Below are 25,424 nucleotides of genomic sequence, written 5' to 3'. Positions count from 1 at the left end.
ACGGCGCTGTCAATCGTAGTTTACGTTTACGTCAACCTACAAAAAAGACAACAGGGGTCGTTATGGATCAACCGCACCCGAGCTACAGCCGTGGCTCCCAGGACAAGACCTTGCTGGCCATGACCATCGGCCAGGCTTTCGATCACACCGTGGCGCACTACCCCGATGGCGAAGCCTTGGTGGTGAGCCATCAACAGCGCCGCTACACCTGGCGGGCGTTGGCCGAGACGGTGGATTTGCACGCCCGCGCATTCATGGCTTTGGGCATGCAAACCGGCGATCGCCTGGGTATCTGGGCGCCCAATTGTGCCGAGTGGTGCATCACCCAAATTGCCAGCGCCAAGCTCGGAGTGATCCTGGTCAATATCAACCCGGCTTACCGCAGCAGTGAATTGGACTACGTACTCAAACAGTCCGGGTGCGCATGGGTGGTGTGTGCCGGTTCGTTCAAAAGCTCCGATTACCACGCCATGTTGCAGGAACTGCAGCCCGATGTGCGCGGCCTCATCAGCCTGGACCCCAGCCCGCCCACGGGATTTATGCCCTGGTCGCAGCTGGCGGCGCTCGGCGCCGGCATCCCGCCCGAGCAGCTTTATAGTCGCCAGGCCAGCCTGCACTTCGATCAAGCCGTCAACATCCAGTACACCTCCGGCACCACCGGCTTCCCCAAGGGCGCGACCCTCAGTCACCACAACATACTCAATAACGGTTACATGGTCGGCGAAAGCCTGGGCCTTACCGCACAGGACCGCCTGGTAATCCCGGTGCCGCTGTATCACTGCTTCGGCATGGTCATGGGCAACCTCGGCTGCATCACCCACGGCACCACCATGATTTACCCCAATGACGGTTTCGACCCGCTGCTGACGCTCACAGCTGTCGCGCAAGAACGCGCCACGGGCCTGTATGGCGTGCCGACCATGTTTATCGCGCTGCTGGATCACCCCCGCCGAGGCGAGTTCGACCTGGCCACCTTGCGCACCGGCATCATGGCCGGCGCCACGTGCCCCATCGAAGTGATGCGCCGGGTCATCAGCGAGTTGCACATGGGCGAAGTGCAGATCGCCTACGGCATGACTGAAACCAGCCCGGTGTCGTTGCAGACCGGCGCCGATGACGACCTGGAGCGGCGCGTCACCACCGTCGGCCGCACCCAGCCACAGCTTGAAAACAAAATCATCGATGAGGCCGGCAACACGGTGCCCCGTGGCCAGATCGGCGAACTCTGCACCCGTGGCTACAGCGTGATGCTGGGCTATTGGAACAACCCAGAAGGCACCCGCGACGCCATCGACGATGCCGGCTGGATGCACACCGGTGACCTTGCGACCATGGATGAGCACGGCTACGTGTGCATCGCCGGGCGCAACAAGGACATGATCATTCGCGGCGGCGAGAACGTGTACCCGCGTGAACTGGAGGAGTTTTTCTTCACCCACCCGGCGGTGGCCGATGTGCAGATCATTGGCATTCCGGATGAGCGTTACGGCGAAGAGATTGTTGCCTGGGTCAAATTCCACCCCGGCCATGTCGCTAACGAGCTGGAATTGCAAACCTGGTGCAAGGGCCGTATTGCGCACTTCAAGACGCCCAAGCACTTCAAGTTCGTGGATGAGTTTCCGATGACGGTGACGGGCAAGATCCAGAAGTTTCGCATGCGCGAAATTTCGATCGAGGAGTTGCGAACACGTTCTACCTGACGACACAGGCTCATGTGGGAGCAGGCAAGCCAGCTCCCACAGTTTGAATAGTGAACGTCAGGTAAATAGCTGAAACACAGAAAGCACAAAGGGGACCCGAAGGTCCCCTTTAATTTGTCGTTGCGTGCTCTTTTTTTATTATTGAGGGGCGGTCTATTGTTGTTTTTGGCAACCGTTACCCTTTACCGCTGTTTTTTGCGACCCCCATTCGGGGTCAAGAGCAAACGTATTTTTTTGAACGCTGATCTGCTTCTTCGTATTGATCCAACCAGTGGCAGCTACCTGAGGTAGTTTTATTTTTCTCTAACCGGTTGCGGGTTGCGGCAAGCCGTCCCTGCGAAGCACATCTTCTTCAAAAAAATCTGTTAGCTGCGTCTCTGCCGTGTTGTTTTTGTTATGTCAGAGTCGTTTCGTCTTATTTTTATTAGGTTTGGCGCTTTTTATTCTTGTTATGCAATAGAGATAGCAGGAGCCGTGCCAACTTATAAAAGTCCTTTAAAATCAATAGTTTGATTTTTGTGTAGGATTTTGCCTGCGGCAAATACGACAAAATATGTTCCCGTGTTACTCGATGTGTAGCCGTGCGGTAACACATTGTCACGGCTAAGCTACTCAACCGGCGTTACGTGCCTTGGCGACTCGCGAACCCGTCGCTCGACCCAGCACGTGACTGATCTGCTGGCCCGCACGAATCAAAGCCTCCAGATCGATGCCGGTGTTGATACCCAGGCCATTGAGCAGGTACACCACGTCTTCGGTGGCGACGTTACCGCTGGCGCCCTTGGCGTAAGGGCAACCGCCGAGGCCCGCAATAGAGCTGTCGAATACCTGGATGCCTTCAAGCAGGCTGGCGTAGATATTCGCGATCGCCTGGCCATAGGTGTCATGGAAATGCCCGGCCAGTTTGTCCCGTGGCACCTGAGCCCCGACCACGTCGAACAACCGTCGTGTGGCGCCTGCCGTACCGGTGCCGATGGTGTCGCCCAGGGACACTTCATAACAGCCCATGGCATACAACTCGCGTGCTACTGCAGCCACTTGCTCAGGCGCAATCTGACCTTCGTAAGGGCAACCCAACACACACGACACATAGCCGCGCACGCTGATGCCGTGCTGCCTGGCGGCGGCCATGATCGGCGCAAAGCGCTCCAGGCTGTCGCTGATGGAGCAGTTGATATTGCGCTGGGAAAACGCCTCGGACGCCGCCGCAAACACCGCGACCTCTTTCACGCCGGCCGCCAGCGCATCTTCAAAACCACGCAGGTTTGGCGCCAGCGCGCCGTAGGTTACCCCGGGCATGCGCTGGATCTGCGCAAACACCTCGGCGGAACCGGCCATCTGCGGTACCCATTTGGGCGAGACAAAACTGCCGACTTCGATATAGCTCAAGCCGGCTGCGCTGAGCGCGTCCACCAGTTGAACCTTGTCGGTCACGCTGATCGGTTGGGCTTCGTTCTGCAAACCGTCGCGCGGGCCGACTTCCACCAGGCGCACAAAAGAGGGGAGAGACATGGGCAGCTACCTTGTGTTTATGGGCCAACCGGGTTCATGGTCTGCGCCAGCGCCTGGGTGCAGCGCTCTTCGGCGGTGTCCAGTTCCAGCTTCATCTGTTCGATATCGAGCATCTGTTGTTCAAGCTGCTCACGGCGCTCGGCGATTTTCGCCAGCATGCTGTTGAGCTGGATGTGGTTGCCGCTGCTGGGGTCGTAGAGTTCGATCAGCTCACGGCATTCGGCCAGGGAGAAGCCGATGCGCTTGCCGCGCAGGATCAACTTGAGGCTGACCTTGTCGCGCGCCGAGTAGATGCGCTCCTGGCCCCGGCGCTCCGGGGCCAGCAGGCCTTGCTCTTCGTAGAAACGAATGGCGCGGGTGGTGATGTCGAGCTCGCGGGCGAGGTCGGAGATGCTGTAGGTCGTGCTCATGGCGGCGCTCAAGAAGGTCTTGGCGCTAAGCTAAAGGCAGGTTGACGTTTACGTCAAGCAAATAGCCTGGATGGATACTTATCCTGTGGTGAGGGAGCTCGCCACAACAAGCCTGTTCACCACAACAGGCCCGTTCGCCAGCGCTTAAGCTTGCTTGCCATCCAGCTTCTTTTCATGCGCGGTGACTTGCTGGCACAGCTCGATCATCTGCTCGCGCATCCAGCGGTTGGCCGGGTCCTGGTCGGTGCTTTCGTGCCAGTACAGGTGGGTTTCCACCGGCGGCACATCGTTGACCGGCAGGTTGAACCAATGCAGCTCATGGCGTCGGGCAAAGCGCTCGGGCACAGTCATCACCATGTCGGTCTGCTGCAACACTTGCGAGGCCATCAGGTAATGCTGGGAACGCAGGGCGATCTTGCGCTGGATGCCCATCTTGCCCAGTGCCAGGTCAACGTGGCCCAGGCCGTTGCGCCGGCTGGAGATATGGATGTGGGTCAGCGACAGGTAGTCATCCAGTGTGAACTTGTCCTTGCCCGCCATCGGATGGCCCTTGCGCATCGCGCACACGTAGCGGTCTTCCATCAGCTTGACGTGGCGCACTTGCGGGTCGGTGTTGAGCGGTGCGTCGACGGCAAAGTCCAGGCGCCCGGCGGCCAGTTCCTTGGTGGTTTCGCGGCGCTTGGACAAGAAACTCTCGATCACCACGGTGGGCGCCAGGCGGCGCAGGCGCTGGAACAGCAGCGGCAGAATCACCGCTTCGGTGAGGTCGGTCATGCTGATGCGATAGGTCTTGGCCGCCTGCTGAGGGTTGAAAATCCGGCTTTCCTGCACCGACACCCGCAGCAACGACAACGCGTTGCGCACCGGGCCGATGATGTTCTGCGCCATCGGCGTGGGCACCATGCCCTGGGCGGTGCGCACGAACAGCGGGTCGTTGAAGGTCTCCCGCAGGCGGGCCAGGGCGTTGGACACCGCCGGCTGGGTAATGCCGACGATCTGCCCGGCGCGGGTCAGGTTGGCTTCGGTGTAGATCGCGTCGAAGACGATAAACAGGTTGAGGTCGACCTTGCTCAGATTCATGTCGTTGCGCTCTTATTGTTAGGTGCTCATGCGCCGATCATATATCGGTGATGAATGTTAATACACGCCGAGAATAGGCTAGGTAAATTATCAACGCTGTTCTAGCATCGATTGCATGACCTAAACAACCTCTCAGAGAAGGGAGCTGCCCATGGATTTCGCCTATTCGCCCAAGGTTCAGGAACTGCGTGAACGCGTCACCGCGTTCATGGACACTTACGTTTACCCGGCCGAGCCGGTGTTCGAACGCCAGGTCAGCGAAGGCGACCGCTGGCAGCCCACCGCGATCATGGAAGAGCTCAAGGCCAGGGCCAAAGCCGAAGGCCTGTGGAACCTGTTCCTGCCCGAATCCGAGCTGGGTGCCGGCCTGACCAACCTCGAATATGCGCCACTGGCCGAAATCATGGGCCGCTCGCTGTTGGGCCCGGAGCCGTTCAACTGCTCCGCCCCTGACACCGGCAACATGGAAGTGCTGGTGCGCTACGCCAACGAAGAACAGAAGCAACGCTGGCTCGAACCGCTGCTGCGCGGCGAGATCCGCTCGGCGTTCGCCATGACCGAACCGGACGTGGCCTCATCCGACGCCACCAACATGGCCGCCCGGGCCGAGCGTCAAGGCGATGAATGGGTGATCAATGGCAAGAAGTGGTGGACCTCCGGCGCCTGCGACCCGCGCTGCAAGATCCTGATCTTCATGGGCCTGAGCAACCCGGATGCACCGCGCCACCAGCAGCACTCGATGATCCTGGTGCCGGTAGACACCCCAGGGGTAAAAATCGTACGACCACTGCCAGTGTTCGGCTACGACGACGCGCCCCACGGCCACGCCGAAGTGCTGTTCGACAACGTGCGTGTGCCGTATGAAAACGTACTCTTGGGTGAAGGCCGTGGCTTCGAAATCGCCCAGGGCCGCCTTGGCCCAGGCCGCATCCACCACTGCATGCGCTCCGTCGGCATGGCCGAGCGCGCGCTGGAACTGATGTGCAAACGCTCCGTCAGTCGCACCGCGTTCGGCAAGCCATTGGCGCGCCTGGGCGGCAATATCGACAAGATCGCCGACTCACGCATGGAAATCGACATGGCGCGCCTGCTGACCCTGAAAGCGGCGTACATGATGGACACCGTGGGTAACAAAGTCGCGAAAAGCGAAATCGCGCAGATCAAGGTCGTGGCGCCGAACGTGGCCTTGAAGGTGATTGACCGTGCGATCCAGATCCATGGTGGCGCGGGGGTTTCCAATGACTTCCCGCTGGCCTATATGTACGCCATGCAACGCACCCTGCGCCTGGCCGATGGCCCGGATGAAGTGCACCGCGCGGCGATTGGCAAGTTTGAGGTTGGCAAATATGTGCCTAAAGAGCTGATGCGCGGCGGGCAGTAACTCCGAGGCGCCTGCATTCGCGAGCAAGCCCGCTCCCACATTTTGACCGTATTCCAAAGGGGAACGCGGTCAAAATGTGGGAGCGGGCTTGCTCGCGAAGAGGCCAGTATTTACAACACAAGACCCGAGGGGTCAGTACACCCAAACCTCCACCCGCCGATTCTTGATCCGCCCCTCATCCGCCGTATTCGCCGCCACCGGCATCTGCGCGCCAAAGCCGCGAATGTCCCGCAGCACCACGCCGCTCTTGACCAACTCCCGGCGCACCGCCATCGCCCGCAACTTCGACAACAGCGCCGCCCGCTGCGGGTCATTCTTGGCGTCACCAAACCCCACCAGCGTCACCTGCTTGTCGAGCTTGCCGTGGCTTTTTATATATGCCACCACTCGCTGCAAATCCTGGCGCGCCTTGTTGTCCAGGCTGGCGCTGCCTTCCTCGAAGCGAAAATTCACACTCAAGCGCTGGGCGTCACGGACGATGGTTTGATAGCCCTCGGGCATCGACGCCCGTGGCTCCACGGCGATCGCCTGCACCTGCTGGGCGATAAAGCCATTGGCGGCCACAATCGCCTGGCCTTTGCCACTTTGGGTAAAGTCCACCAGGGCTTTGGCCCACGGGTTGCGGTTCGACGGCGGCAGGTAAAAATACAAGCGGCGTGACAGCGGGTAATCCTCGGTGGCGATCAGGCTGGTCAGCGGCAACATCGGCTGTGATTCACCGTCGACAATCGCCAGCGCCTTGGCCTGGCGCACATACGGCAGGCCGATAAAACCAATGCCTTGCGGGTCATGGCTCACCGCATCGGACAACGCCTCGCTGGACTCGAAACGCGTTGCCGTCGCGGTCAGCGGTTTACCGCGCCGGTTCAGTACCAGTTCTTTAAAGGTGTCATAGGTGCCGGACTGATCATCCCGGGCGTACAGATGAATGGCGCCGCCGACGCCGCCGACATCCTCCCAGTGGCTGACTTCGCCGTTGAAAATCTGCGCCAGCTGGTCGGTGTTCAAGGTGTTCAGCGGGTTTTGCGGGTTGAGGATAATGGCCAGGCCGTCGATGGCGATTACCTGTTCGGCGTCCGGGCTTTTCAGGTCGCCCAGGGGTTCAAGGTCCACCAGCTCGCTGTCCTTGATCGGGCGTGATGAGGCCGCAAGGTCTGCATTGGTTTTTTTCAGTGCGCTGAAACCGGTGCTGGAGCCATGGGCCGCGACTTCGACCGTGACGGTTTTGCCCTGGCGCGTCTTGCCGATCACCCGTTGTTCATTGGCGCCATCGCCGGGCTCGCTGTGCACCGCCTGCAAGCCCTGGTGCTCCAGCATGCCCTTGACCAACGCAGGCCCCAGCGCCGCACCAATGGTATTGGAACCCTGAATGCGCAGGGCGGGGCCTTGGTCGGGAACGGGGAGGGCAGCGGCGACAGCGTAGAGCGGCAGTATCAACAGGAACAGAACGCGCAGCATCATGCCGGCACCTTCTTAAGCCAAAGGGAGTGCCGCCAGATTAAGTCAGGCAGATTGCATAAATATGACCGGCACACTGCAAATCAACATGTGGGAGCTGGCTTGCCTGCGATTGCAGTGGGCCAGTCGTCAAATGGCTGGCTGACACACCGCTATCGCAGGCAAGCCAGCTCCCACATTGAAATACACAAACCTTGAAATCAGCTCAACTCAAGCCAGATCGGCGCATGGTCCGACGGTTTTTCCAGCCCACGCAAATCGTAATCCACACCTGCATCCTTGACCCGTGGCACCAGGCCGTTGGACGCCAGGATCACGTCAATGCGCAGCCCACGCTTGGGCTCATCTTCAAACCCACGGCTGCGGTAGTCGAACCAGCTGAAGCGGTCGGCCACGTCCGGGTTCAAGTGGCGGAAGCTGTCGACCAGGCCCCAGTTTTTCAGGCGCGCCATCCACTCGCGCTCTTCCGGCAGGAAGCTGCACTTGCCGGTTTTGAGCCAGCGCTTGGCATTGTCGGCGCCGATGCCGATGTCGATATCTTCCGGCGAAATGTTGATGTCGCCCATCACCACCAGCGGCTGGTCATTGCTGAACTGGCTTTCCAGCAGTTGCTGCAAATCTTCATAGAAGCGTTGTTTGGCCGGGAACTTGGTCGGGTGGTCGCGGCTTTCGCCTTGCGGGAAGTAGCCGTTCATCACGGTGATCGACTGGCCATGCTCGTCGGCAAATGTGCCCCAGATAAAGCGACGCTGGGCGTCTTCTTCGTCGCTGGCAAACCCTTTGTGCAGGCTCAACGCCGGCTTGCGCGACAGCAGGGCCACGCCGTAATGGCCTTTTTGCCCGTGGTAGTACACGTGATAGCCAAGGGCCTGCACTTCGGCCAGCGGAAACTGGTCATCGTGCACCTTGGTTTCCTGCAGGCCGATCACGTCGGGTTGATGCTTTTCGATCAGCGCCGCCAGCTGATGGGGGCGGGCGCGCAGCCCGTTGATATTGAAGGAGACGATTTTCATGGTCGGCAGTCCAGTCTGGCAAAAGGCCGATGCTAGCCGACAAGTCCGGCGGGGGCCAGCGTGGCGGTAGGACGTATGCGCTGCTAATGTCTGGGAACGACTGGTGCTGCACAGGTTCGTACCCATAAGAACGCCATCGTTTGAGTGGCGCCCAGGGAGATTGACTGTATGCCGGACACTGCCACTGCCATTGCCGAAATTCGCCTGCTCAACAGCGGCTATTCCCGCGAGGCCCGTTCCTTGTTGTACCAGGCCTATCGGCATGAACCGACCTTTGCCTACATCTTCGAAGCCGAGCGCTCGGGGTACGAACAGCGCGTGCGTGCCACGGTGCGTGAGCTGGTCAAGCAGCATTTTTTCCAGAAGCTGCCTGCCATCGGCCTGTTCGTCAACGACCGGCTGATCGGCATCGCCCTGATTGCGCCACCGCAACGGCGCCTGGGCATCACCGAGAGTTGGGCCTGGCAGTTGCGCATGTGGCTGAGCACCGGCGTACGCGGCACTCGGCGTTACCTGGATTACCATTACGCGGTGCTGGCGTGCCTGCCGAACGAGTCGGTGCATGTGTTGCTGCTGCTGGGTATTCACCCGCAATTCCAGGGCAAACATTATGGCGAACAACTGTTGCAGGCCGTGCACAACTGGTGTGCCGAAGACGCGCATTCATCCGGTGTGGTGCTCGATACCGGCAACTCGCGTTATCTGGATTTCTACAAGCGCCAAGGCTATGAGGAAATCGGCGAAGTGGCGGTAGGACCTGTCCTGGAACATGTGTTTTTTCATCCCAATCCCCAGGCGTTACATGTTGCAACGGCTTAAGACAGAATTATTCAGACTATTGCGGGTTCAAAGAATCTCCCCAGCTCGTGTAGCATCCGCGCCTATGAAGTTTCCAGGAAGATTTACCAGCGGCTTGGTTCTGCTGTTCACAAGCTGCGGCGTATTTGCGCAAAGCGAATTGGACGTGCGCATCCAGCCATCAAACGACGCGTTGAAAGCCAACATCGAAGGCTATATCGGCGGGGTTGGCGATCGTGATGAAGACGCCTTGCTACGGTTCAGCCGTGGCGCCGAGGAGCAGGCCCGCAAGGCGGCCCAGGCGCTGGGCTTTTATCAGCCGCAGATCTCCAGTGAGGTGAAGGGCGGCAAGAACCCGCGCCTGACCCTCACGGTTGACCCCGGCGAGCCGGTGCATTTGCGCAACGTGACCATTCGAGTCGACGGCCAGGCCGCGAGCCTCAAGGCGTTTCGCGTGCCCGCCAGCGACGACCTCAAATCCGGCGCAGTGCTCAACCACGGCAATTACGAAGACGCCAAGCGTCTTATCCAGAATCAGGCTTCGCGCTATGGTTTTTTCAATGGGCGTTTCAGCAGCCAGAAGTTGCTGGTGGACCCGCAAGCCGGTGTGGCCGATATCGAACTCATCTACGACAGCGGCCCGCGCTACACCTTGGGCAAGGTCGGTTTTACCGGCGACACGCCGTTCGATGAAGACCTGCTGCAACGCATGGTGCCGTTCAAAAGCGGCACGCCGTATGACTCCGAATTGATCGCCGAACTCAATCAGAACCTGCAATCGAGCGGCTTCTTCGAAGGCGTGCGCGTGGACGCCAGCCCAACCGCCTCGACCAACGATGTGATCCCGGTGGCGGTGCAACTCGACACCCGCAAGCCACGCACCATGGGCCTGGGCCTCGGTTACTCGACCGACGTCGGCCCGCGCGGCAAAGCCAACTGGACCCGCCATTGGGTCAACCCACAGGGCCACAGCTATGGCTGGGAGGCCGAACTGTCGGCGCCACGCCAGAACGTCGGCCTGTGGTATGACATCCCGCTCGACCCGCCGCTGACCGACAAGCTGCGCTTTGCCGGCGGTTACCAGAATGAAGAAATCGCCAATACCGACACCCTGAGTAAATTGCTCACCCTCGGCCCTGAATGGCACAGCAAGTTGCCCAGCGGCTGGACGCGGGTCATCTCGCTCAAGTACCAGCGAGAAGAATATCGCCTGGGCAATGACTCGGGCTTGAGCAACCTGGTGATGCCGGGCATCAACTATTCCTACCTGCGCAGCGACAACCGCATCGACCCGCACAATGGCTATCGCCTGATGTTCGACGCCAAGGTCGCCAAGGAAGGGCTCGGCTCCGACACCAACTTGCTGTACGGCACCGCCACCATCAAGGGCCTGACTACTTTGTGGGACAACCACCGTTTCCTCGGCCGTGCGCAGTTCGGCGGCAGTGCCACCAACGGCTACAAGTCGGTGCCGCCGTCGCTGCGCTTTTTTGCCGGTGGTGACCAGAGTGTGCGCGGCTACGAGTACCAGACGCTGTCACCGGAAAACGATCGCGGTGACCGCATCGGCGGGCGCTACATGGTGGCCTTGAGCGCCGAATATCAATATTCCATCGCCGAAAAATGGCGCATCGCGACCTTTATCGACCAAGGCAACTCCTTCAACACCCTGGAAATGCCCAGCCTGAAAACCGGCGTGGGCGTGGGCGTGCGCTGGGTGTCGCCGGTGGGGCCGATTCGCCTTGACCTGGCCCATGCCCTCGAAGATCCGGGCGGCATTCGTTTGCACTTTTCCATGGGGCCTGAGCTGTGATGCGTGGTTTGAAAATAGCGGGGCTGGCCCTTGTGGCGATCCTTGCGCTGGTGCTGTTGGCGCTGTGGACGGTACTCGGTACTCAAGCAGGCAGCCGTTGGGCCTTGGCGCAGGTGCCGGGGTTGAGCGTGGAGAATTTCCAGGGGCGCCTGGGCGGCCAATGGAGCGCCGACCATCTGCTGTGGCAGCAGGACGCGAGTCGGGTAGAACTCAATGCGCCGAAGCTTGATTGGTCACCCGGCTGCCTGTTGCGCATGACCCTGTGCATCAACCAGCTGGACGTGGAGCAGGTCAGCCTGCAACTGCCGCCAAGCAATGAGCCGAGCAGTGGCCCGATTACGTTGCCGGATCTCAAGTTGCCGGTCGCCATCCAGTTGGGCGACGTTCGTGTCGGCAGCCTGTTGTTTAACGGCAGTGAAGAACTCAAGGGCCTGCAACTGGCGGCGCACTGGACGGCTGGCGGCATGCAGATCGATTCGGTGCACCTGCAACGCGATGACCTGGTGCTGGACCTCAACGGCCTGCTGCAACCCACCGGCAACTGGCCGCTGAGCGCCACCGGCAACCTGAGCCTGCCCTATGCGCCCGGCGGCGCGCCGTGGACGGTTGCGCTCAAGGTTGACGGCGACCTGCTCAAGACCCTCAAGCTTGACGCAGACAGCAGCGGCTACTTGCCCGCCAGGCTCAGCGGCGAGTTGCAACCTCTGGTGGAGAACCTGCCCGCGCAGTTGCACATCACGGCGGATGGCTTCAAGCCCAGCGCCGATCTGCCCGACACCTTGCAGCTCAATCAACTGGACCTCACTGCCAAGGGCGACCTGAGCAGCGGCTACCAGTTGCTCGGCCGGGCGGTACTGCCCGCAGAAAAAGGCCCGGTGGCCTTGCTGCTACAGGGCAAGGTCGACGCCAAGGGCGCACAGATCGCCGGCCTCGACCTGACTGCCGGTGACCAGCAAAGCCTCAAGCTCAGCGCCAACCTGGACTGGCAGCAAGGCTTCAGTGCCGACGCGAAAATCAACTGGCTGGATTTCCCCTGGCATCGTCTCTATCCGTTAATTGACGAGCCGCAGGTCGCCTTGCGTACGTTCAACGGTGAAGTTTCCTACAAGGACGGCAACTACCTCGGCAATCTTAAAGCCGACCTGGACGGGCCGGCAGGTAAATTCAATCTGGTCACGCCCTTCAGCGGCGACCTCAAGCAAGTCTTCCTGCCCGAGCTGAAACTGACCGCCGGGCAAGGCAAGGCCGAAGGCCACCTGAACCTGCAATTTGCCGACGGCATTGCCTGGGACACTGCGCTGGACTTGTCGGCATTGAACCCTGCGTACTGGGTTGCTGAGTTGCCGGGCACCTTGGCCGGGCCGTTGCGCAGCAAAGGCGAGTTCAAAAACCAGCAGCTTAAACTCAATGCCGATCTCGACCTCAAGGGCCATTTGCGCGGCCAGACCGCCGTACTGGCAGCCAAGGCCGAAGGCGCGGGCGAGCAGTGGACCCTGGCCAACCTGGATATCCGCCTGGGCGACAACCGCATCAATGGCAGTGGCAGTTTGCAGCAACGCTTGGCCGGGCAGATCGACATCAAACTGGCGCGCCTGGCCCAACTGTGGCCGCAGTTGCGCGGGCAAATCAACGGCCGCATGGAGGTGGCCGGTACGCTGAAGGCGCCGCAGGGCAAGCTCGATCTTAAAGGCCAGCAACTGGCGTTTGCCGACAACAAACTGCAAAGCCTCACACTCGATGCCGCCCTCGACAACGCCCAGCGCGCGAAGATCGACCTCAAGGGCAGCGGCATTCAAGCCGGTGAAACCCAGGTCGGCACCCTGACCGCCAGCGCCCAGGGCGACATCAAGAGCCAGAAGGTGCAACTCGATCTGGCCGGGCCGCTGGTCAAACTCGCCCTGGCCCTGGATGGCAACCTCGACAAAGGTAACTGGCGTGGGCGCCTGGCTAGCGGTGATGTGCAGGCCGGCGGCCAGGATTGGAGGCTGCAAGCGCCGGCGAAAATCGAACGCCTGGCCGACGGTAAGCTGACCTTTGCCGCGCACTGCTGGGTGTCTGGCGGTTCCAGCCTGTGCGGCGAAGACCAGCGCCTGATGCCCGAACCCAAGCTGCGCTACCACCTCAAGCAATTCCCGATCGACAGCCTGGCGGCCTTCTTGCCCAAGGATTTCGCCTGGCAGGGCAAGCTCAACGCCGATGTGCAACTCGACCTGCCCAGCAGTGGCCCTAAAGGCGTGGTCGCGGTGGATGCCAGCGGCGGCACCTTGCGCGTGAAGGACAAAAATCAATGGGTGGATTTCCCTTATGACACCTTGAAACTGGAAACCACCCTCAACCCCAAGCGCATCGACACGCAGCTGAATTTTCGCGGTGGCAAGCTCGGCGAGTTGCTGTTGCAGGCCCAGATCAATCCGTTGCCCAAGGACAAACCGATTACCGGCACGTTCAGCCTCACTGGCCTGGACCTCGCCGTGGCGCGACCGTTTGTGCCGATGGTGGAAACCCTCAATGGCAAGCTCAACGGTAACGGCCGCATCTCGGGCGGGCTGTTGGCGCCGCAGGTCAATGGCACGGTGAACCTGGTCGACGGTGAAGTTTCCGGCCCTGAGCTGCCGATGAGCCTTGAGGGCTTGAACGTGCAGGCGCTGATCGCCGGTGAAAGTGTGCAGCTCAACGGTGGCTGGCGCAGCGGCAAAGACGGGCAGGGCAGCCTCAAGGGCCATGTCGGCTGGGGCCAGGCCCTGGCGGTGGACCTGAGCCTGCAAGGCTCGAAATTACCGGTCACGGTTGAGCCCTATGCCAAGCTGGAAGTGGCGCCGGACCTTAAGATCAGCCTCAAGGACGACAAGCTGGCGATTGCCGGCAAGGTGCACATCCCGCGCGGCGATATCACTGTGCGCGAACTGCCGCCGTCGACGGTCAAGGTCTCGGATGACACGGTGATCGTCGGCAGCCAGACCGAGCAGGGCAAGCCGCCGATGGCGATGGCCATGGACATCGACGTCGAGGTGGGTGAAGACCAGCTTAACTTTGCCGGCTTTGGCCTGACTGCCAAGGTTCAGGGGCATGTACATATTGGCGACAACATGGACACCCGTGGCGAGCTGTGGCTCAACGACGGCCGCTACCGTGCCTACGGGCAGCGCCTCAATGTGCGGCGTGCGCGGCTGTTGTTTGCCGGGCCCCTGGATCAGCCGTTCCTGGATATCGAAGCGACACGGGTGGTCGTTGAGGATTCAAGGACTGTGACTGCCGGTATTCGCTTGAGCGGTAGCGCCGAGCAGCCGACCACGCAGATCTTCTCCGAGCCTTCGATGCCTCAGGAGGATGCGTTGTCGTACCTGGTGCTGGGGCGTTCGCGCAACAACACGGGTGAAGACAACAATATGCTCGCTGAGGCTGCCCTGGGCCTGGGGCTTATGGGCAGTGCGGGGGTGACTTCGGATATTGCCAACAAGCTGGGGATTCAGGATTTCGACCTGGATACCCAGGGCACCGGGAACAAGACCGCAGTGGTGGCCAGCGGCAAAATTACCGAGAAACTCAGTTTGCGTTATGGGGTTGGGGTATTTGAGCCGGCTAATACCATTGCTTTGCGTTATTTGCTGAGCAAGAAGGTGTACCTGGAGGTGGCCAGTGGTGTGGCCAGTTCTTTGGATATCTTCTACAAACGGGATTTCTAAACCCCGTACTCGTTAAAACTGTGGGAGCTGGCTTGCCTGCGATGCAGACACCTCGGTACATGAGGTACACCGAGTTGATGCCATCGCAGGCAAGCCAGCTCCCACAGTTGTTTGTATTCCAAGCCCGCCTGTCGCGAAATTACCAAGCAAGCTAATAATTCCATTTGACATTCGCTGCCTAAGCAGTAACATCTTGTCATACATTCACTGCCTAGGCAGTAATAAGGTGACTTTCGATGACCCACTTTACCCCTGACAGCTTTCGCAACTGCCACCTGGGCCTATTGCTGGGCCGGGCGGCGCTGCTCAAGGACCGCATTATCGACACCCATATGGAACCCCACGGCGTCACCGCCGCGCAGTTCAAGGTGTTGATCATCATTGCTCAGTTCGACGTCGACACCCCGGCGGAGCTGTGTCGCCACCTGTCCCTGGACAGCGGTTCCATGACCCGCATGCTCGACCGTCTGGAGCAAAAGGGCCTGCTGGCGCGCAAGCGTTCCGAGCAGGACCGGCGCCAGGTGCAGTTGGTGCTCACCGAAGACGGCCAGCGTCTGGCCGACATGTTGCCGCACATCGGCGCGCAGTCGATGAATGAACTGGCCGGGGCCCTGGAGCCTGGTGAGTTGGAAACCCTGGAAAGAATCCTCAAGAAAATTCTGGTAGCTGCCGGTGACGCCATCGTCATCCAGCGGGTAGGTAATCAATGAAAACGCGTGCACTCAGCCTGGTGCTGGTGGCGATGAGTATGGCCGGTTGTGCCAATTTCAGCGGCCTCGACACTCAAGGCCAACGTCTCGACGCCAACACGTTGCAAACCGGCAAATCCTTGAGCGGCGTGACCCTGTCCACGGCCGCCTGGCCGACCGCCGACTGGTGGAAAAGCCTCGGCGACCCGCAGCTCGATGGCCTGATCCATGAAGCCCTGCAAAACAGCCCCGATATGCAAGTGGCCAGCGCCCGTGCCCACCAGGCCGAAGCCGCTGCCTATGCTGCCGATGCCGAACGCATGCCCACCCTGGATGCCAGTGCCGGCGTGAGCCGTTCGCGCCTGGCCAAGGACCAGGACCCGCGCGGGCAGGGCGACGCCTATGCCACCGTGCGCAACATCGGCGCCAGCTTCAACTACAACTTCGACCTCTGGGGCGGCCAGCGCGCCGCCTGGGAAACCGCGTTGGGCCAGGCGCGTGCCGCCGAAGTCGACCAACAAGCCGCACGCCTGACTTTGGCCGCCAACGTGGCCAAGGCTTACAGCGACTTGGGCCAGGCGCATATCGTGCGTGACCTGGCCAATGACGACCTCAAGCGCACCCGCCAGATGCTCGACCTGAGCAAACGTCGCCTCAACTCCGGCATCGACAGCGAGTACCAGTACCAGCAGACCGAAAGCCTGGAAGCCAGCTCCCAGTCGCAATTGATCGATGCCGAAAAACAACTGCAAAGCGCCAAAATCGCCCTGGCGGTATTGCTCGGCAAAGGTCCGGACCGTGGCGGCGAGCTGAGCCGGCCGAATGTGCTCAAACCCAGTGCCGTCGCCGTGCCTTCAGTCTTGCCCGCCGAATTGCTGGGCCGCCGCCCGGACCTGATCGCCGCACGCTGGCGCGTCGAGGCTGCGAGCAAAAACGTGGCCGCGAGCAAAACCCGCTTCTACCCCAACCTCAATCTCAGTGCGAGCGCCGGGGCCGAGTCGTTGCTCGGTGATGCGATGTTTGGCTCCGCCAGCCGGTTCTTCAGCATTGCGCCGACGATTTCGTTGCCGATCTTCGATGGCGGCCGTTTGCGTGCCGACCTCGATGCCCGCGACGCTGATTACGACCTGGCCGTGGCCCAGTACAACAAAACCCTGGTGCAAGCCTTGGGCGATATCGGCAACACCCTGATGCAACTGCGTGAAACCGGGCGGCAGATCCAGGCGCAGCAGCACGCCGCGGACATTGCCCAGCAGTCTTACGACACCGGCGTGCAGCGTTACAGCTCCGGCATCGGTAACTACCTGGATGTGCTCAGCATCGAGCAGCAATTGCTGCAGGCCCAGCGTCAGCTGGCGACCCTGAATGCGGCGCAGATCGATCTGTCGATTCAATTGATGCAAGCCCTGGGTGGCGGATTCAACGCCGATAACGTGGCCGCGACCACGACCAGCCCCGCCACCCGTACGGAATAATTTGAGGTATTTGTCATGGCCACTGCCGAAAACAGCAACGCAACTGAAAAACCCGATAACAACCCGCGCAAACGCAAAGTCATGCTGATCGGCCTGGCGCTGATCGTCATTCTTGGCGTGGTCGGCGTGTGGGGCTGGTATGAGTTCTACGGGCGCTTCAATGAAAGCACCGACGACGCCTATGTGAACGGCAACGTGGTGGAAATCACCCCGTTGGTCACCGGCACTGTGGTCAGCATCGGCGCCGACGACGGCGACCTGGTTCACGAAGGCCAGGTACTGATCAACTTCGACCCGAATGACGCGGCCGTCGGCCTGCAAAGTGCCCAGGCCAACCTGGCCCGCACCGTGCGCCAGGTGCGTGGTTTGTACAGCAATGTCGACGGCATGAAAGCCCAGGTCAACGCACAGAAAGCTGACGTGCAAACCGCCCAGGACAACTTCAACCGCCGCAAGACGCTGGCCCAGGGCGGTGCGATCTCCCAGGAAGAGTTGTCTCACGCCCGTGACAGCCTGACCGCCGCCAGGAACGCCCTGACCAACCTTGAGCAGCAACTGAAAACCACCAATGCCTTGGTGGATGACACCGTAATTTCGTCCCACCCGGACGTGCAAGCCGCCGCCGCCCAGTTGCGTCAGGCCTACCTGACCAACGCGCGCAGCACTTTGATCGCACCGGTCACCGGCTACGTGGCCAAGCGCACTGTGCAACTGGGCCAGCGCGTACAGCCTGGCACCGCGTTGATGGCGGTGATCCCGCTGGACCAGCTGTGGATCGACGCCAACTTCAAGGAAACCCAGTTGCGTGATATGCGCATCGGCCAGCCGGTGGACATCGAAGCGGATATCTACGGCAGCGACGTGAAATATACCGGCACCGTCGACAGCCTCGGCGCCGGCACCGGCAGTGCCTTTGCCCTGCTGCCTGCGCAGAACGCCACCGGTAACTGGATCAAGATCGTGCAGCGGGTGCCTGTGCGCATCCATATCAACGCCGAGGAGCTGGCCAAGAACCCGCTGCGGGTGGGCTTGAGCACCGTGGTCAACGTCAACCTGCACGACCAAAGCGGCCCGGTGCTGGCGCAACAGGCACCGCAAAAGGCCTCGTTCACCACCAACGTGTACGACCGCCAACTGGCCGAAGCCGATGCCATGATCAGCCAATTGATCCATGACAACAGCCTCGCCGCACCCAAGGCTGTGCAACGCTGATGAGCGCTAACGCCCCCGCGTCCTTTACGCCGCCAAGCTTGCTGATGGCCACTATCGGCCTGTCGCTGGCGACCTTTATGCAGGTGCTCGACACCACCATCGCCAACGTGGCGTTGCCGACCATTTCCGGCAACCTGGGCGTGAGTTCGGAGCAGGGCACCTGGGTGATCACCTCGTTTGCGGTGAGCAACGCCATTGCCCTGCCGCTCACCGGCTGGCTGAGCCGCCGGTTTGGCGAGGTGAAGCTGTTTTTGTGGGCGACCATCCTGTTTGTGCTGGCGTCGTTCCTCTGCGGTATCTCCACCTCAATGCCCGAGCTGATTGGCTTTCGGGTGCTGCAAGGCCTGGTCGCCGGGCCGTTGTACCCGATGACCCAGACGTTACTGATCGCAGTTTACCCACCGGCCAGGCGCGGCATGGCCCTGGCGTTACTGGCGATGGTCACGGTGGTGGCGCCGATTGCCGGGCCGATCCTCGGCGGCTGGATCACCGACAGCTACAGCTGGCCGTGGATCTTCTTTATCAACGTGCCCATCGGCATCTTTGCGGTGATGGTGGTGCGTTCGCAACTGAAGAAACGCCCGGTGGTCACCAGTCACCAGCCGATGGATTACGTCGGCTTGCTGAGCTTGATCGTCGGTGTCGGTGCCTTGCAGATCATCCTCGACAAGGGCAATGACCTGGATTGGTTCGAGTCCAACTTCATCATCATCGGCGCGGCGATTTCGGTGGTTGCTCTGGCGGTGTTCATCATCTGGGAACTGACCGACAAGCACCCGGTGGTCAACCTGCGGCTGTTTGCCTACCGCAATTTCCGCATCGGCACCATCGTGTTGATCCTGGGTTACGCGGGCTTTTTCGGTATCAACCTGATCCTGCCGCAATGGCTGCAAACCCAGATGGGCTACACCGCCACCTGGGCGGGTCTGGCGGTCGCGCCGATCGGGATTTTGCCGGTGCTGATGTCGCCGTTTGTGGGCAAGTACGCGAACAAGTTCGACCTGCGTTTGCTGGCGGGCCTGGCGTTCCTGGCGATTGGCTTGAGCTGCTTTATGCGCGCAGGCTTTACCAATGAGGTGGATTTCACCCACATCGCTTTGGTGCAGTTGTTCATGGGTATCGGCGTGGCGTTGTTCTTTATGCCGACCTTGAGCATTTTGATGTCCGACTTGCCGCCGGCGCAAATCGCCGACGGCGCGGGTCTGGCGACCTTCCTGCGGACCCTGGGCGGCAGCTTTGCGGCGTCGCTGACCACCTGGATCTGGATTCGCCGCGCCGACCAGCACCACGCGTACATGAGCGAGAACATGACCACCTATGACTCGGCCACCCGCGATGCCTTGCAGGCGCTCGGCGGGGCAGGGCACAAGGCCTATGCGCAGTTGGACCAGATCCTCACCAGCCAGGCGTACATGATGTCCACCGTGGATTACTTCACGTTGCTGGGGTGGATGTTCATGGGCTTGATGTTGCTGGTGTGGCTGGCCAAGCCGCCGTTTGGCGCGAAGGCCGGGCCGGAGGCTTCGGGGCACTGACCGACTGGACTCAGTCAATGTGGGAGCTGGCTTGCCTGCGATAGCATCACCTGGGTATGCCTGATGTACCGAGGTGCCTGCATCGCAGGCAAGCCAGCTCCCACACAAGCCAGCGTTCTGTGTGTCAGGGTTATGCGCCGGGCAACGCCAACTGCGGGTTCACAAAGTCAAACGCCGCCAGCGCAAACCCTTGTTCATCCACCTGCAACGCCCAACCCTGCTTGTCCCAATCCCCCAGCACAATACGCTTGGCCGCCTGGTCACCAATCTGCAGTTTATGAATGGCGGGGCGGTGCGTATGGCCGTGGACCAGGGTGCGCACGCCGAACTGTTGCATCACCCGTGGGACTTCCTCGGGCGTCACATCGACAATATCGTTGGCCTTCATGCGCGTTTGCGCACGGCTCTCGCTGCGCAGCTTGCGCGCCAGTTTATGGCGAGTGCGCAAGGGCAGGTGCCGCAGGATAAACAACACAATCGGGTTACGCAGAATGCGCCGCAGCTTCATATAGCCGACGTCGCGGGTGCAAAGGCTGTCGCCGTGCATCAACAGCACGGGTTCGCCGTAAAACTGCACGACACTCGGGTCCTTGAGCAAGGTAGCGCCTGCGGCTTTGCAGAACGCCTTGCCGATCAGGAAATCGCGGTTGCCATGCATGATAAAAATCGGGGTGCCGCTGTCGCTCAGCTCGCGTAAAGCCTCGCAGATGGAACGCTGGAAGGCGCTCATCCCATCGTCGCCAAGCCAGGCTTCAAAGAAGTCGCCCAGAATGTACAACGCCTGGGCGCCACGGGCGCGGCCGTGGAGCAGATCCAGAAACGCCCGGGTAATGTCCGGGCGCTCCGCTTCCAGATGCAAATCTGAAATCAGTAATATCACCCAACGATCTCGGCTTTCTCGACGATTACGTCTTCTGCTGGAACGTCCTGGTGACCGGCCTTGGAGGTGGTGGAAACGCCTTTGATCTTGTCAACGACGTCCTGGCCTTCGGTAACTTTACCGAATACCGCGTAGCCCCAACCCTGCACGTTCTTGCCGCTGTGGTTGAGGAAGGCGTTGTCGGCCACGTTGATGAAGAACTGCGCGGAGGCCGAATGCGGCTCCATGGTACGGGCCATGGCGACGGTGTACTTGTCGTTGGAAAGGCCGTTGTCCGCTTCGTTCTGGATGCTTGGACGCTTGTCTTTCTTTTCTTTCATGCCCGGCTCGAAACCGCCGCCCTGGATCATGAAGTTGCCGATGACACGGTGGAAAACAGTGTTTTCGTAGTGGCCGGCGTTCACGTACTCGATAAAGTTGGCGACGGTGATCGGCGCTTTCTCGGCGTTCAGCTCGATGACGATGTCACCGTGGTTGGTGGTCAGTTTGACTTGAGTCATGTTCACTACTCTTTTCAGGGAATTGGTAGGTGTGGACGCCAAAGCGCCGCTACCGGTTTGGCTGAATGTGTGCCAAGGCGGGCAGTTTAGCGTGCCCAGCAGGAATTTCGAGGTGGTTTTTTACCGCCGGTGCATTAAATGCAGCAGTTTTTGGCCGCGCTCTGTCAGCGGCTTGACAGCTTCGGCTATGATAAGACCTTTGTTTTATCTGGCCCCAACCGGCCACGAACCTGTCTGTTCAAGGATCCTATGAGCAAGCCCACTGTCGACCCTACCTCGAATTCCAAGGCCGGACCTGCCGTCCCGGTCAATTTCCTGCGCCCGATCATCCAGGCGGACCTGGATTCGGGCAAGCACACGCAGATCGTCACCCGCTTCCCGCCAGAGCCCAACGGCTACCTGCACATCGGTCATGCCAAGTCGATCTGTGTGAACTTCGGCCTGGCCCAGGAGTTCGGTGGCGTCACGCACCTGCGTTTCGACGACACCAACCCGGCCAAGGAAGACCAGGAATACATCGACGCCATCGAAAGCGACATCAAGTGGCTGGGCTTCGAGTGGTCCGGTGAAGTGCGCTATGCGTCCAAGTATTTCGACCAGTTGTTTGACTGGGCCGTCGAGCTGATCAAGGCCGGCAAGGCCTACGTCGACGACCTGACCCCGGAGCAGGCCAAGGAATACCGTGGCACGCTGACCGAGCCGGGCAAGAACAGCCCGTTCCGCGACCGTTCGGTAGAAGAGAACCTCGACTGGTTCAACCGCATGCGCGCCGGTGAGTTCCCGGACGGCGCCCGCGTGCTGCGTGCCAAGATCGACATGGCTTCGCCGAACATGAACCTGCGCGACCCGATCATGTATCGCATCCGCCACGCCCATCACCACCAGACCGGTGACAAGTGGTGCATCTACCCGAACTACGACTTCACCCACGGTCAGTCGGACGCCATTGAAGGCATCACGCACTCCATCTGCACCCTGGAGTTCGAAAGCCATCGCCCGCTGTACGAATGGTTCCTCGACAGCCTGCCGGTACCGGCGCACCCGCGTCAGTACGAGTTCAGCCGCCTGAACCTGAACTACACCATCACCAGCAAGCGCAAGCTCAAGCAGTTGGTGGACGAAAAGCACGTGCATGGCTGGGATGACCCGCGCATGTCCACCCTGTCGGGTTTCCGCCGTCGCGGCTACACCCCGGCGTCGATCCGCAGCTTCTGCGACATGGTCGGCACCAACCGCTCCGACGGCGTGGTCGATTACGGCATGCTCGAGTTCAGCATCCGTCAGGACCTGGACGCCAACGCGCCGCGCGCCATGTGCGTGTTGCGCCCGTTGAAAGTCGTGATTACCAACTACCCGGAAGACAAGGTCGACCACCTCGAACTGCCACGTCACCCGCAAAAAGAAGAACTCGGCGTGCGCAAGCTGCCGTTCGCGCGTGAAATCTACATCGACCGTGATGACTTCATGGAAGAGCCGCCAAAAGGCTACAAGCGCCTGGAGCCCAACGGCGAAGTGCGCCTGCGCGGCAGCTACGTGATCCGTGCCGACGAAGCGATCAAGGACGCCGATGGCAACATCGTCGAACTGCGTTGCTCGTATGACCCGGAAACACTGGGCAAGAACCCTGAAGGCCGCAAGGTCAAAGGCGTGGTTCATTGGGTGCCGGCTGCTGCCAGCATCGAGTGCGAAGTGCGCCTGTACGATCGTCTGTTCCGTTCGCCGAACCCTGAGAAGGCTGAAGACAGCGCCAGCTTCCTGGACAACATCAACCCTGACTCCCTGCAAGTTCTCACGGGTTGTCGTGCCGAGCCATCACTTGGCGACGCACAGCCGGAAGACCGTTTCCAGTTCGAGCGCGAAGGTTACTTCTGCGCGGATATCAAGGACTCGAAACCTGGTGCGCCGGTATTCAACCGTACCGTGACCTTGCGTGATTCGTGGGGCCAGTGATTCTGTCTTAAGGGAAATGTCGTGCTAACGATCTACAACACACTCAGCAAGACCAAAGAAGTCTTCAAGCCGCTGGATGGCAACAAGGTGCGCATGTACGTGTGCGGCATGACCGTGTACGACTACTGCCACATCGGCCACGGCCGCAGCATGGTTGCCTTCGACCTGGTGACCCGCTGGTTGCGTTTCAGCGGCTATGACTTGACCTATGTGCGCAACATCACCGACATCGACGACAAGATCATCAACCGGGCGCACGAGAACGGCGAACCGTTCGATGTGCTGACCGAGCGCATGATCGCTGCGATGCACGAGGACGAGGCCCGCCTCAACATCCTCAAACCGGACATGGAGCCGCGCGCCACGGACCATATCCCTGGCATGCACGCGATGATCCAGACCCTGATCGACAAGGGTTATGCCTACGCCCCAGGCAATGGCGACGTGTACTACCGCGTCGCCAAGTTCATGGGCTATGGCAAGCTGTCGCGCAAGAAAATCGAAGACCTGCGCATCGGCGCACGTATCGAAGTCGACGAAGCCAAGCAGGATCCACTGGATTTTGTGCTGTGGAAAGGCACCAAGCCCGGCGAGCCGAGCTGGGAGTCTCCATGGGGCGCCGGGCGCCCGGGCTGGCACATCGAATGCTCGGTGATGTCCACCTGCTGCCTGGGCGAGACCTTCGATATTCATGGCGGCGGCAGCGACCTTGAGTTCCCGCACCACGAAAACGAAATCGCCCAAAGCGAAGCCGCCACCGGCAAGACCTACGCCAACGCCTGGATGCATTGCGGCATGATCCGCATCAATGGCGAGAAGATGTCCAAGTCCTTGAACAACTTCTTCACCATCCGCGACGTACTGGAAAAGTACCACCCGGAAGTGGTGCGTTACCTGCTGGTGTCGAGCCACTACCGCAGCGCCATCAACTACTCGGAAGACAACCTCAAGGACGCCAAAGGCGCCCTGGAGCGTTTCTACCACGCGTTGAAAGGCCTGCCTGCCGTGGCGCCGGCCGGCGGCGAAGCGTTCGTGGCACGCTTTACCGAAGTCATGAACGACGACTTCGGCACCCCGGAAGCCTGCGCGGTTCTGTTCGAGATGGTGCGTGAGATCAACCGTCTGCGCGAGAGTGATCTTGATGCCGCCGCTGGTCTTGCTGCACGCCTGAAAGAGCTGGCCAGCGTGCTCGGTGTGCTGCAGATGGAAGCCGACGACTTCCTGCAAGCCGGCGCCGAAGGGCGAGTGGATGCGGCTGAGGTTGATGCGCTGATTCAAGCGCGTCTGGCTGCCCGTGCTGGTAAAGACTGGGCGGAGTCCGACCGTATCCGCGACCAACTGACCGCGATGGGTGTGGTGCTGGAAGACGGCAAGGGCGGCACGACGTGGCGCTTGGCTGATCAGGCTTGATCGGTAAACCCTGAATAAAAAACGCCCCGACTGGTTCGGGGCGTTTTTTTGCAGGGTGTTATTTCAGCGGCCTACTCGATCCAGTGTGGGAGCGGGCTTGCTCGCGAATGCGGTGGATCAGTTAAAAATGTATCAGCTGACACTCCGTCTTCGCGAGCAAGCCCGCTCCCACATTTTACCGTGCCCGCTCTGCATGCCCGCTGTTGTTGGATTTATCCCTGCGTTGGACTGTCATTGAGGCTCAGTGTTTTTTCCACCATCAACTGGATCCCCTCCAGCATCCGGCAAATTCCAAGCACCACGCTGCGAGGATTGCCGTCGATCTCAAACGCCAAATGGCTTGCCAGCGCTTGAACTGACGCAAGATCCTCCGAAGCGTTGACCAGCAGTGTCTCTACGTCTAACCCTTCGCGCACGCTAAACACACCATGGCTTTCAGCAGTCGGCTCTGGTTTCTCGGAAGGATTCAGATAATGGTTAATTGCTCGATGAGCAGCAGCGTGAAACGCGGTTGAATCCGACGGCGGGTTTGGACTGTCTTTAATCATGACGAAGCTCCTAGAGTATTGGAGTCGCCACCCATCGCTGCGAAACGATATCTGGGTGGCAGCTGTACGCAGGTTCGCAGACCGGGACTCTAGGCACCCGGCATACCCGAAGGTATCCCGCGCACAGCCGCCATAACATCAGGCATAAAAAAGCGCCCGCTATCTTGTGGTGGACGCTGTGCGTCTAGAGTTTAACCGGGCTGCGAAACCCGGTCGCTGAATATTCAGCGACCCCGGAAGATTAGGCAGCCATCTTCCGAGGGGCAACCCTAAAACGCTGTCGGAAAATTCCGTGTATGGGCACAAGGATTTTTGCGGTAGACAGCAACATCAAACTCGGCTGCCCATAGCGCTAATGTTAATTTAATCCTCCGGTG

The 25,424-nt window shown here is 60.4% G+C and carries 19 protein-coding genes; 11 read left to right on the top strand and 8 right to left on the bottom strand.

Features of this window, described 5'->3' with window-relative positions:
* The first annotated feature begins 62 nt into the window (after positions 1-62).
* On the top strand, positions 63-1,700 hold the full coding sequence (locus AOA59_RS09160; RefSeq protein WP_099486960.1) for an AMP-binding protein: 1,638 nt from the start codon (positions 63-65) through the stop codon (positions 1,698-1,700).
* 612 nt (positions 1,701-2,312) lie between these two features.
* Here the strand turns inward: AOA59_RS09160 and AOA59_RS09155 are convergent.
* The 3 genes from AOA59_RS09155 to AOA59_RS09145 form a co-directional block, all read right to left on the bottom strand.
* Positions 2,313-3,212: a hydroxymethylglutaryl-CoA lyase gene (locus tag AOA59_RS09155; protein WP_099486958.1), complete on the bottom strand. Its 900-nt coding sequence runs from the start codon at positions 3,210-3,212 to the stop codon at positions 2,313-2,315.
* 17 nt (positions 3,213-3,229) lie between these two features.
* Entirely contained in the window at positions 3,230-3,622 is a 393-nt protein-coding gene (locus tag AOA59_RS09150; protein ID WP_058420934.1) for a MerR family DNA-binding transcriptional regulator, read from the bottom strand.
* Positions 3,623-3,766: 144 nt separating this feature from the next.
* Complete coding sequence (locus AOA59_RS09145) at positions 3,767-4,702, bottom strand: LysR family transcriptional regulator (RefSeq protein ID WP_017136514.1); 936 nt, start codon at positions 4,700-4,702, stop codon at positions 3,767-3,769.
* Between the two features lie 151 nt (positions 4,703-4,853).
* Between AOA59_RS09145 and AOA59_RS09140 the strand changes: the two genes are divergently transcribed.
* A complete protein-coding gene (locus AOA59_RS09140; RefSeq protein WP_099486956.1) occupies positions 4,854-6,083 on the top strand; it encodes an acyl-CoA dehydrogenase in 1,230 nt (409 codons plus the stop codon).
* Positions 6,084-6,215: 132 nt separating this feature from the next.
* Here AOA59_RS09140 and AOA59_RS09135 read toward each other — a convergent pair whose 3' ends face one another.
* Positions 6,216-7,544 (bottom strand): substrate-binding domain-containing protein, encoded by a 1,329-nt coding sequence (locus tag AOA59_RS09135; protein WP_099486954.1) that lies wholly within the window; start codon positions 7,542-7,544, stop codon positions 6,216-6,218.
* A gap of 197 nt (positions 7,545-7,741) precedes the next feature.
* On the bottom strand, positions 7,742-8,554 hold the full coding sequence (xthA, locus tag AOA59_RS09130; protein ID WP_069788271.1) for an exodeoxyribonuclease III: 813 nt from the start codon (positions 8,552-8,554) through the stop codon (positions 7,742-7,744).
* 168 nt (positions 8,555-8,722) lie between these two features.
* Here xthA and AOA59_RS09125 point away from each other — a divergent pair, with 168 nt between their 5' ends.
* From AOA59_RS09125 to AOA59_RS09095, 7 genes are all read left to right on the top strand, one after another.
* Positions 8,723-9,373, top strand: coding sequence for an N-acetyltransferase (locus AOA59_RS09125; RefSeq protein ID WP_099486953.1), 651 nt, complete (start codon positions 8,723-8,725; stop codon positions 9,371-9,373).
* A 64-nt stretch (positions 9,374-9,437) separates the two neighbouring features.
* Positions 9,438-11,165 carry an autotransporter assembly complex family protein gene (locus AOA59_RS09120; protein WP_099486951.1) on the top strand — a complete coding sequence of 576 codons (1,728 nt, stop codon included), beginning with the start codon at positions 9,438-9,440 and terminating at the stop codon, positions 11,163-11,165.
* A complete protein-coding gene (locus tag AOA59_RS09115; protein ID WP_099486950.1) occupies positions 11,165-14,848 on the top strand; it encodes a translocation/assembly module TamB domain-containing protein in 3,684 nt (1,227 codons plus the stop codon). Before AOA59_RS09120 ends, AOA59_RS09115 begins: the two co-directional genes overlap by 1 nt.
* A 236-nt stretch (positions 14,849-15,084) precedes the next feature.
* Positions 15,085-15,558 carry a MarR family winged helix-turn-helix transcriptional regulator gene (locus AOA59_RS09110; protein WP_065931062.1) on the top strand — a complete coding sequence of 158 codons (474 nt, stop codon included), beginning with the start codon at positions 15,085-15,087 and terminating at the stop codon, positions 15,556-15,558.
* Complete coding sequence (locus AOA59_RS09105) at positions 15,555-17,012, top strand: efflux transporter outer membrane subunit (RefSeq protein ID WP_099486947.1); 1,458 nt, start codon at positions 15,555-15,557, stop codon at positions 17,010-17,012. Before AOA59_RS09110 ends, AOA59_RS09105 begins: the two co-directional genes overlap by 4 nt.
* A gap of 15 nt (positions 17,013-17,027) precedes the next feature.
* Positions 17,028-18,224: an efflux RND transporter periplasmic adaptor subunit gene (locus AOA59_RS09100; RefSeq protein ID WP_065931060.1), complete on the top strand. Its 1,197-nt coding sequence runs from the start codon at positions 17,028-17,030 to the stop codon at positions 18,222-18,224.
* Positions 18,224-19,759: a DHA2 family efflux MFS transporter permease subunit gene (locus tag AOA59_RS09095; protein WP_065931059.1), complete on the top strand. Its 1,536-nt coding sequence runs from the start codon at positions 18,224-18,226 to the stop codon at positions 19,757-19,759. The genes AOA59_RS09100 and AOA59_RS09095 overlap by 1 nt, the downstream gene beginning before the upstream one ends.
* 130 nt (positions 19,760-19,889) lie before the next feature.
* Here the strand turns inward: AOA59_RS09095 and lpxH are convergent, their stop codons facing one another.
* Both lpxH and AOA59_RS09085 read right to left on the bottom strand, forming a co-directional pair.
* Positions 19,890-20,639: a UDP-2,3-diacylglucosamine diphosphatase gene (gene lpxH, locus AOA59_RS09090; protein ID WP_099486945.1), complete on the bottom strand. Its 750-nt coding sequence runs from the start codon at positions 20,637-20,639 to the stop codon at positions 19,890-19,892.
* Positions 20,636-21,139: a peptidylprolyl isomerase gene (locus AOA59_RS09085; protein WP_057721741.1), complete on the bottom strand. Its 504-nt coding sequence runs from the start codon at positions 21,137-21,139 to the stop codon at positions 20,636-20,638. The genes lpxH and AOA59_RS09085 overlap by 4 nt, the downstream gene beginning before the upstream one ends.
* 249 nt (positions 21,140-21,388) lie before the next feature.
* On the opposite strand from AOA59_RS09085, the gene AOA59_RS09080 reads away from it, so the two are divergent.
* Positions 21,389-23,089, top strand: a complete 1,701-nt coding sequence (locus AOA59_RS09080; protein WP_065931057.1) for a glutamine--tRNA ligase/YqeY domain fusion protein — start codon at positions 21,389-21,391, stop codon at positions 23,087-23,089.
* A gap of 21 nt (positions 23,090-23,110) precedes the next feature.
* Complete coding sequence (gene cysS, locus AOA59_RS09075; RefSeq protein WP_065931056.1) at positions 23,111-24,499, top strand: cysteine--tRNA ligase; 1,389 nt, start codon at positions 23,111-23,113, stop codon at positions 24,497-24,499.
* A gap of 212 nt (positions 24,500-24,711) precedes the next feature.
* On the opposite strand, the gene AOA59_RS09070 is transcribed toward cysS, so the two are convergent.
* Positions 24,712-25,047 (bottom strand): DUF6124 family protein, encoded by a 336-nt coding sequence (locus AOA59_RS09070; RefSeq protein ID WP_099486944.1) that lies wholly within the window; start codon positions 25,045-25,047, stop codon positions 24,712-24,714.
* Positions 25,048-25,424: the final 377 nt, after the last annotated feature.

It is taken from the genome of Pseudomonas sp. 2822-15 (genome assembly GCF_002742515.1).
Taxonomy (GTDB): domain Bacteria; phylum Pseudomonadota; class Gammaproteobacteria; order Pseudomonadales; family Pseudomonadaceae; genus Aquipseudomonas; species Aquipseudomonas salomonii.
Note: the sequence above shows the minus strand (reverse complement) of the source record. Positions and strands in the feature narration are given on the sequence as shown.

Coding starts and splice junctions, on each gene's coding strand:
- AOA59_RS09160 (WP_099486960.1), top strand. CDS start 63: ATGGATCAACCGCACCCGAGCTACAGCCGTGGCTCCCAGGACAAGACC.
- AOA59_RS09155 (WP_099486958.1), bottom strand. CDS start 3,212: ATGTCTCTCCCCTCTTTTGTGCGCCTGGTGGAAGTCGGCCCGCGCGAC.
- AOA59_RS09150 (WP_058420934.1), bottom strand. CDS start 3,622: ATGAGCACGACCTACAGCATCTCCGACCTCGCCCGCGAGCTCGACATC.
- AOA59_RS09145 (WP_017136514.1), bottom strand. CDS start 4,702: ATGAATCTGAGCAAGGTCGACCTCAACCTGTTTATCGTCTTCGACGCG.
- AOA59_RS09140 (WP_099486956.1), top strand. CDS start 4,854: ATGGATTTCGCCTATTCGCCCAAGGTTCAGGAACTGCGTGAACGCGTC.
- AOA59_RS09135 (WP_099486954.1), bottom strand. CDS start 7,544: ATGATGCTGCGCGTTCTGTTCCTGTTGATACTGCCGCTCTACGCTGTC.
- xthA (WP_069788271.1), bottom strand. CDS start 8,554: ATGAAAATCGTCTCCTTCAATATCAACGGGCTGCGCGCCCGCCCCCAT.
- AOA59_RS09125 (WP_099486953.1), top strand. CDS start 8,723: ATGCCGGACACTGCCACTGCCATTGCCGAAATTCGCCTGCTCAACAGC.
- AOA59_RS09120 (WP_099486951.1), top strand. CDS start 9,438: ATGAAGTTTCCAGGAAGATTTACCAGCGGCTTGGTTCTGCTGTTCACA.
- AOA59_RS09115 (WP_099486950.1), top strand. CDS start 11,165: ATGCGTGGTTTGAAAATAGCGGGGCTGGCCCTTGTGGCGATCCTTGCG.
- AOA59_RS09110 (WP_065931062.1), top strand. CDS start 15,085: ATGACCCACTTTACCCCTGACAGCTTTCGCAACTGCCACCTGGGCCTA.
- AOA59_RS09105 (WP_099486947.1), top strand. CDS start 15,555: ATGAAAACGCGTGCACTCAGCCTGGTGCTGGTGGCGATGAGTATGGCC.
- AOA59_RS09100 (WP_065931060.1), top strand. CDS start 17,028: ATGGCCACTGCCGAAAACAGCAACGCAACTGAAAAACCCGATAACAAC.
- AOA59_RS09095 (WP_065931059.1), top strand. CDS start 18,224: ATGAGCGCTAACGCCCCCGCGTCCTTTACGCCGCCAAGCTTGCTGATG.
- AOA59_RS09085 (WP_057721741.1), bottom strand. CDS start 21,139: ATGACTCAAGTCAAACTGACCACCAACCACGGTGACATCGTCATCGAG.
- AOA59_RS09080 (WP_065931057.1), top strand. CDS start 21,389: ATGAGCAAGCCCACTGTCGACCCTACCTCGAATTCCAAGGCCGGACCT.
- AOA59_RS09070 (WP_099486944.1), bottom strand. CDS start 25,047: ATGATTAAAGACAGTCCAAACCCGCCGTCGGATTCAACCGCGTTTCAC.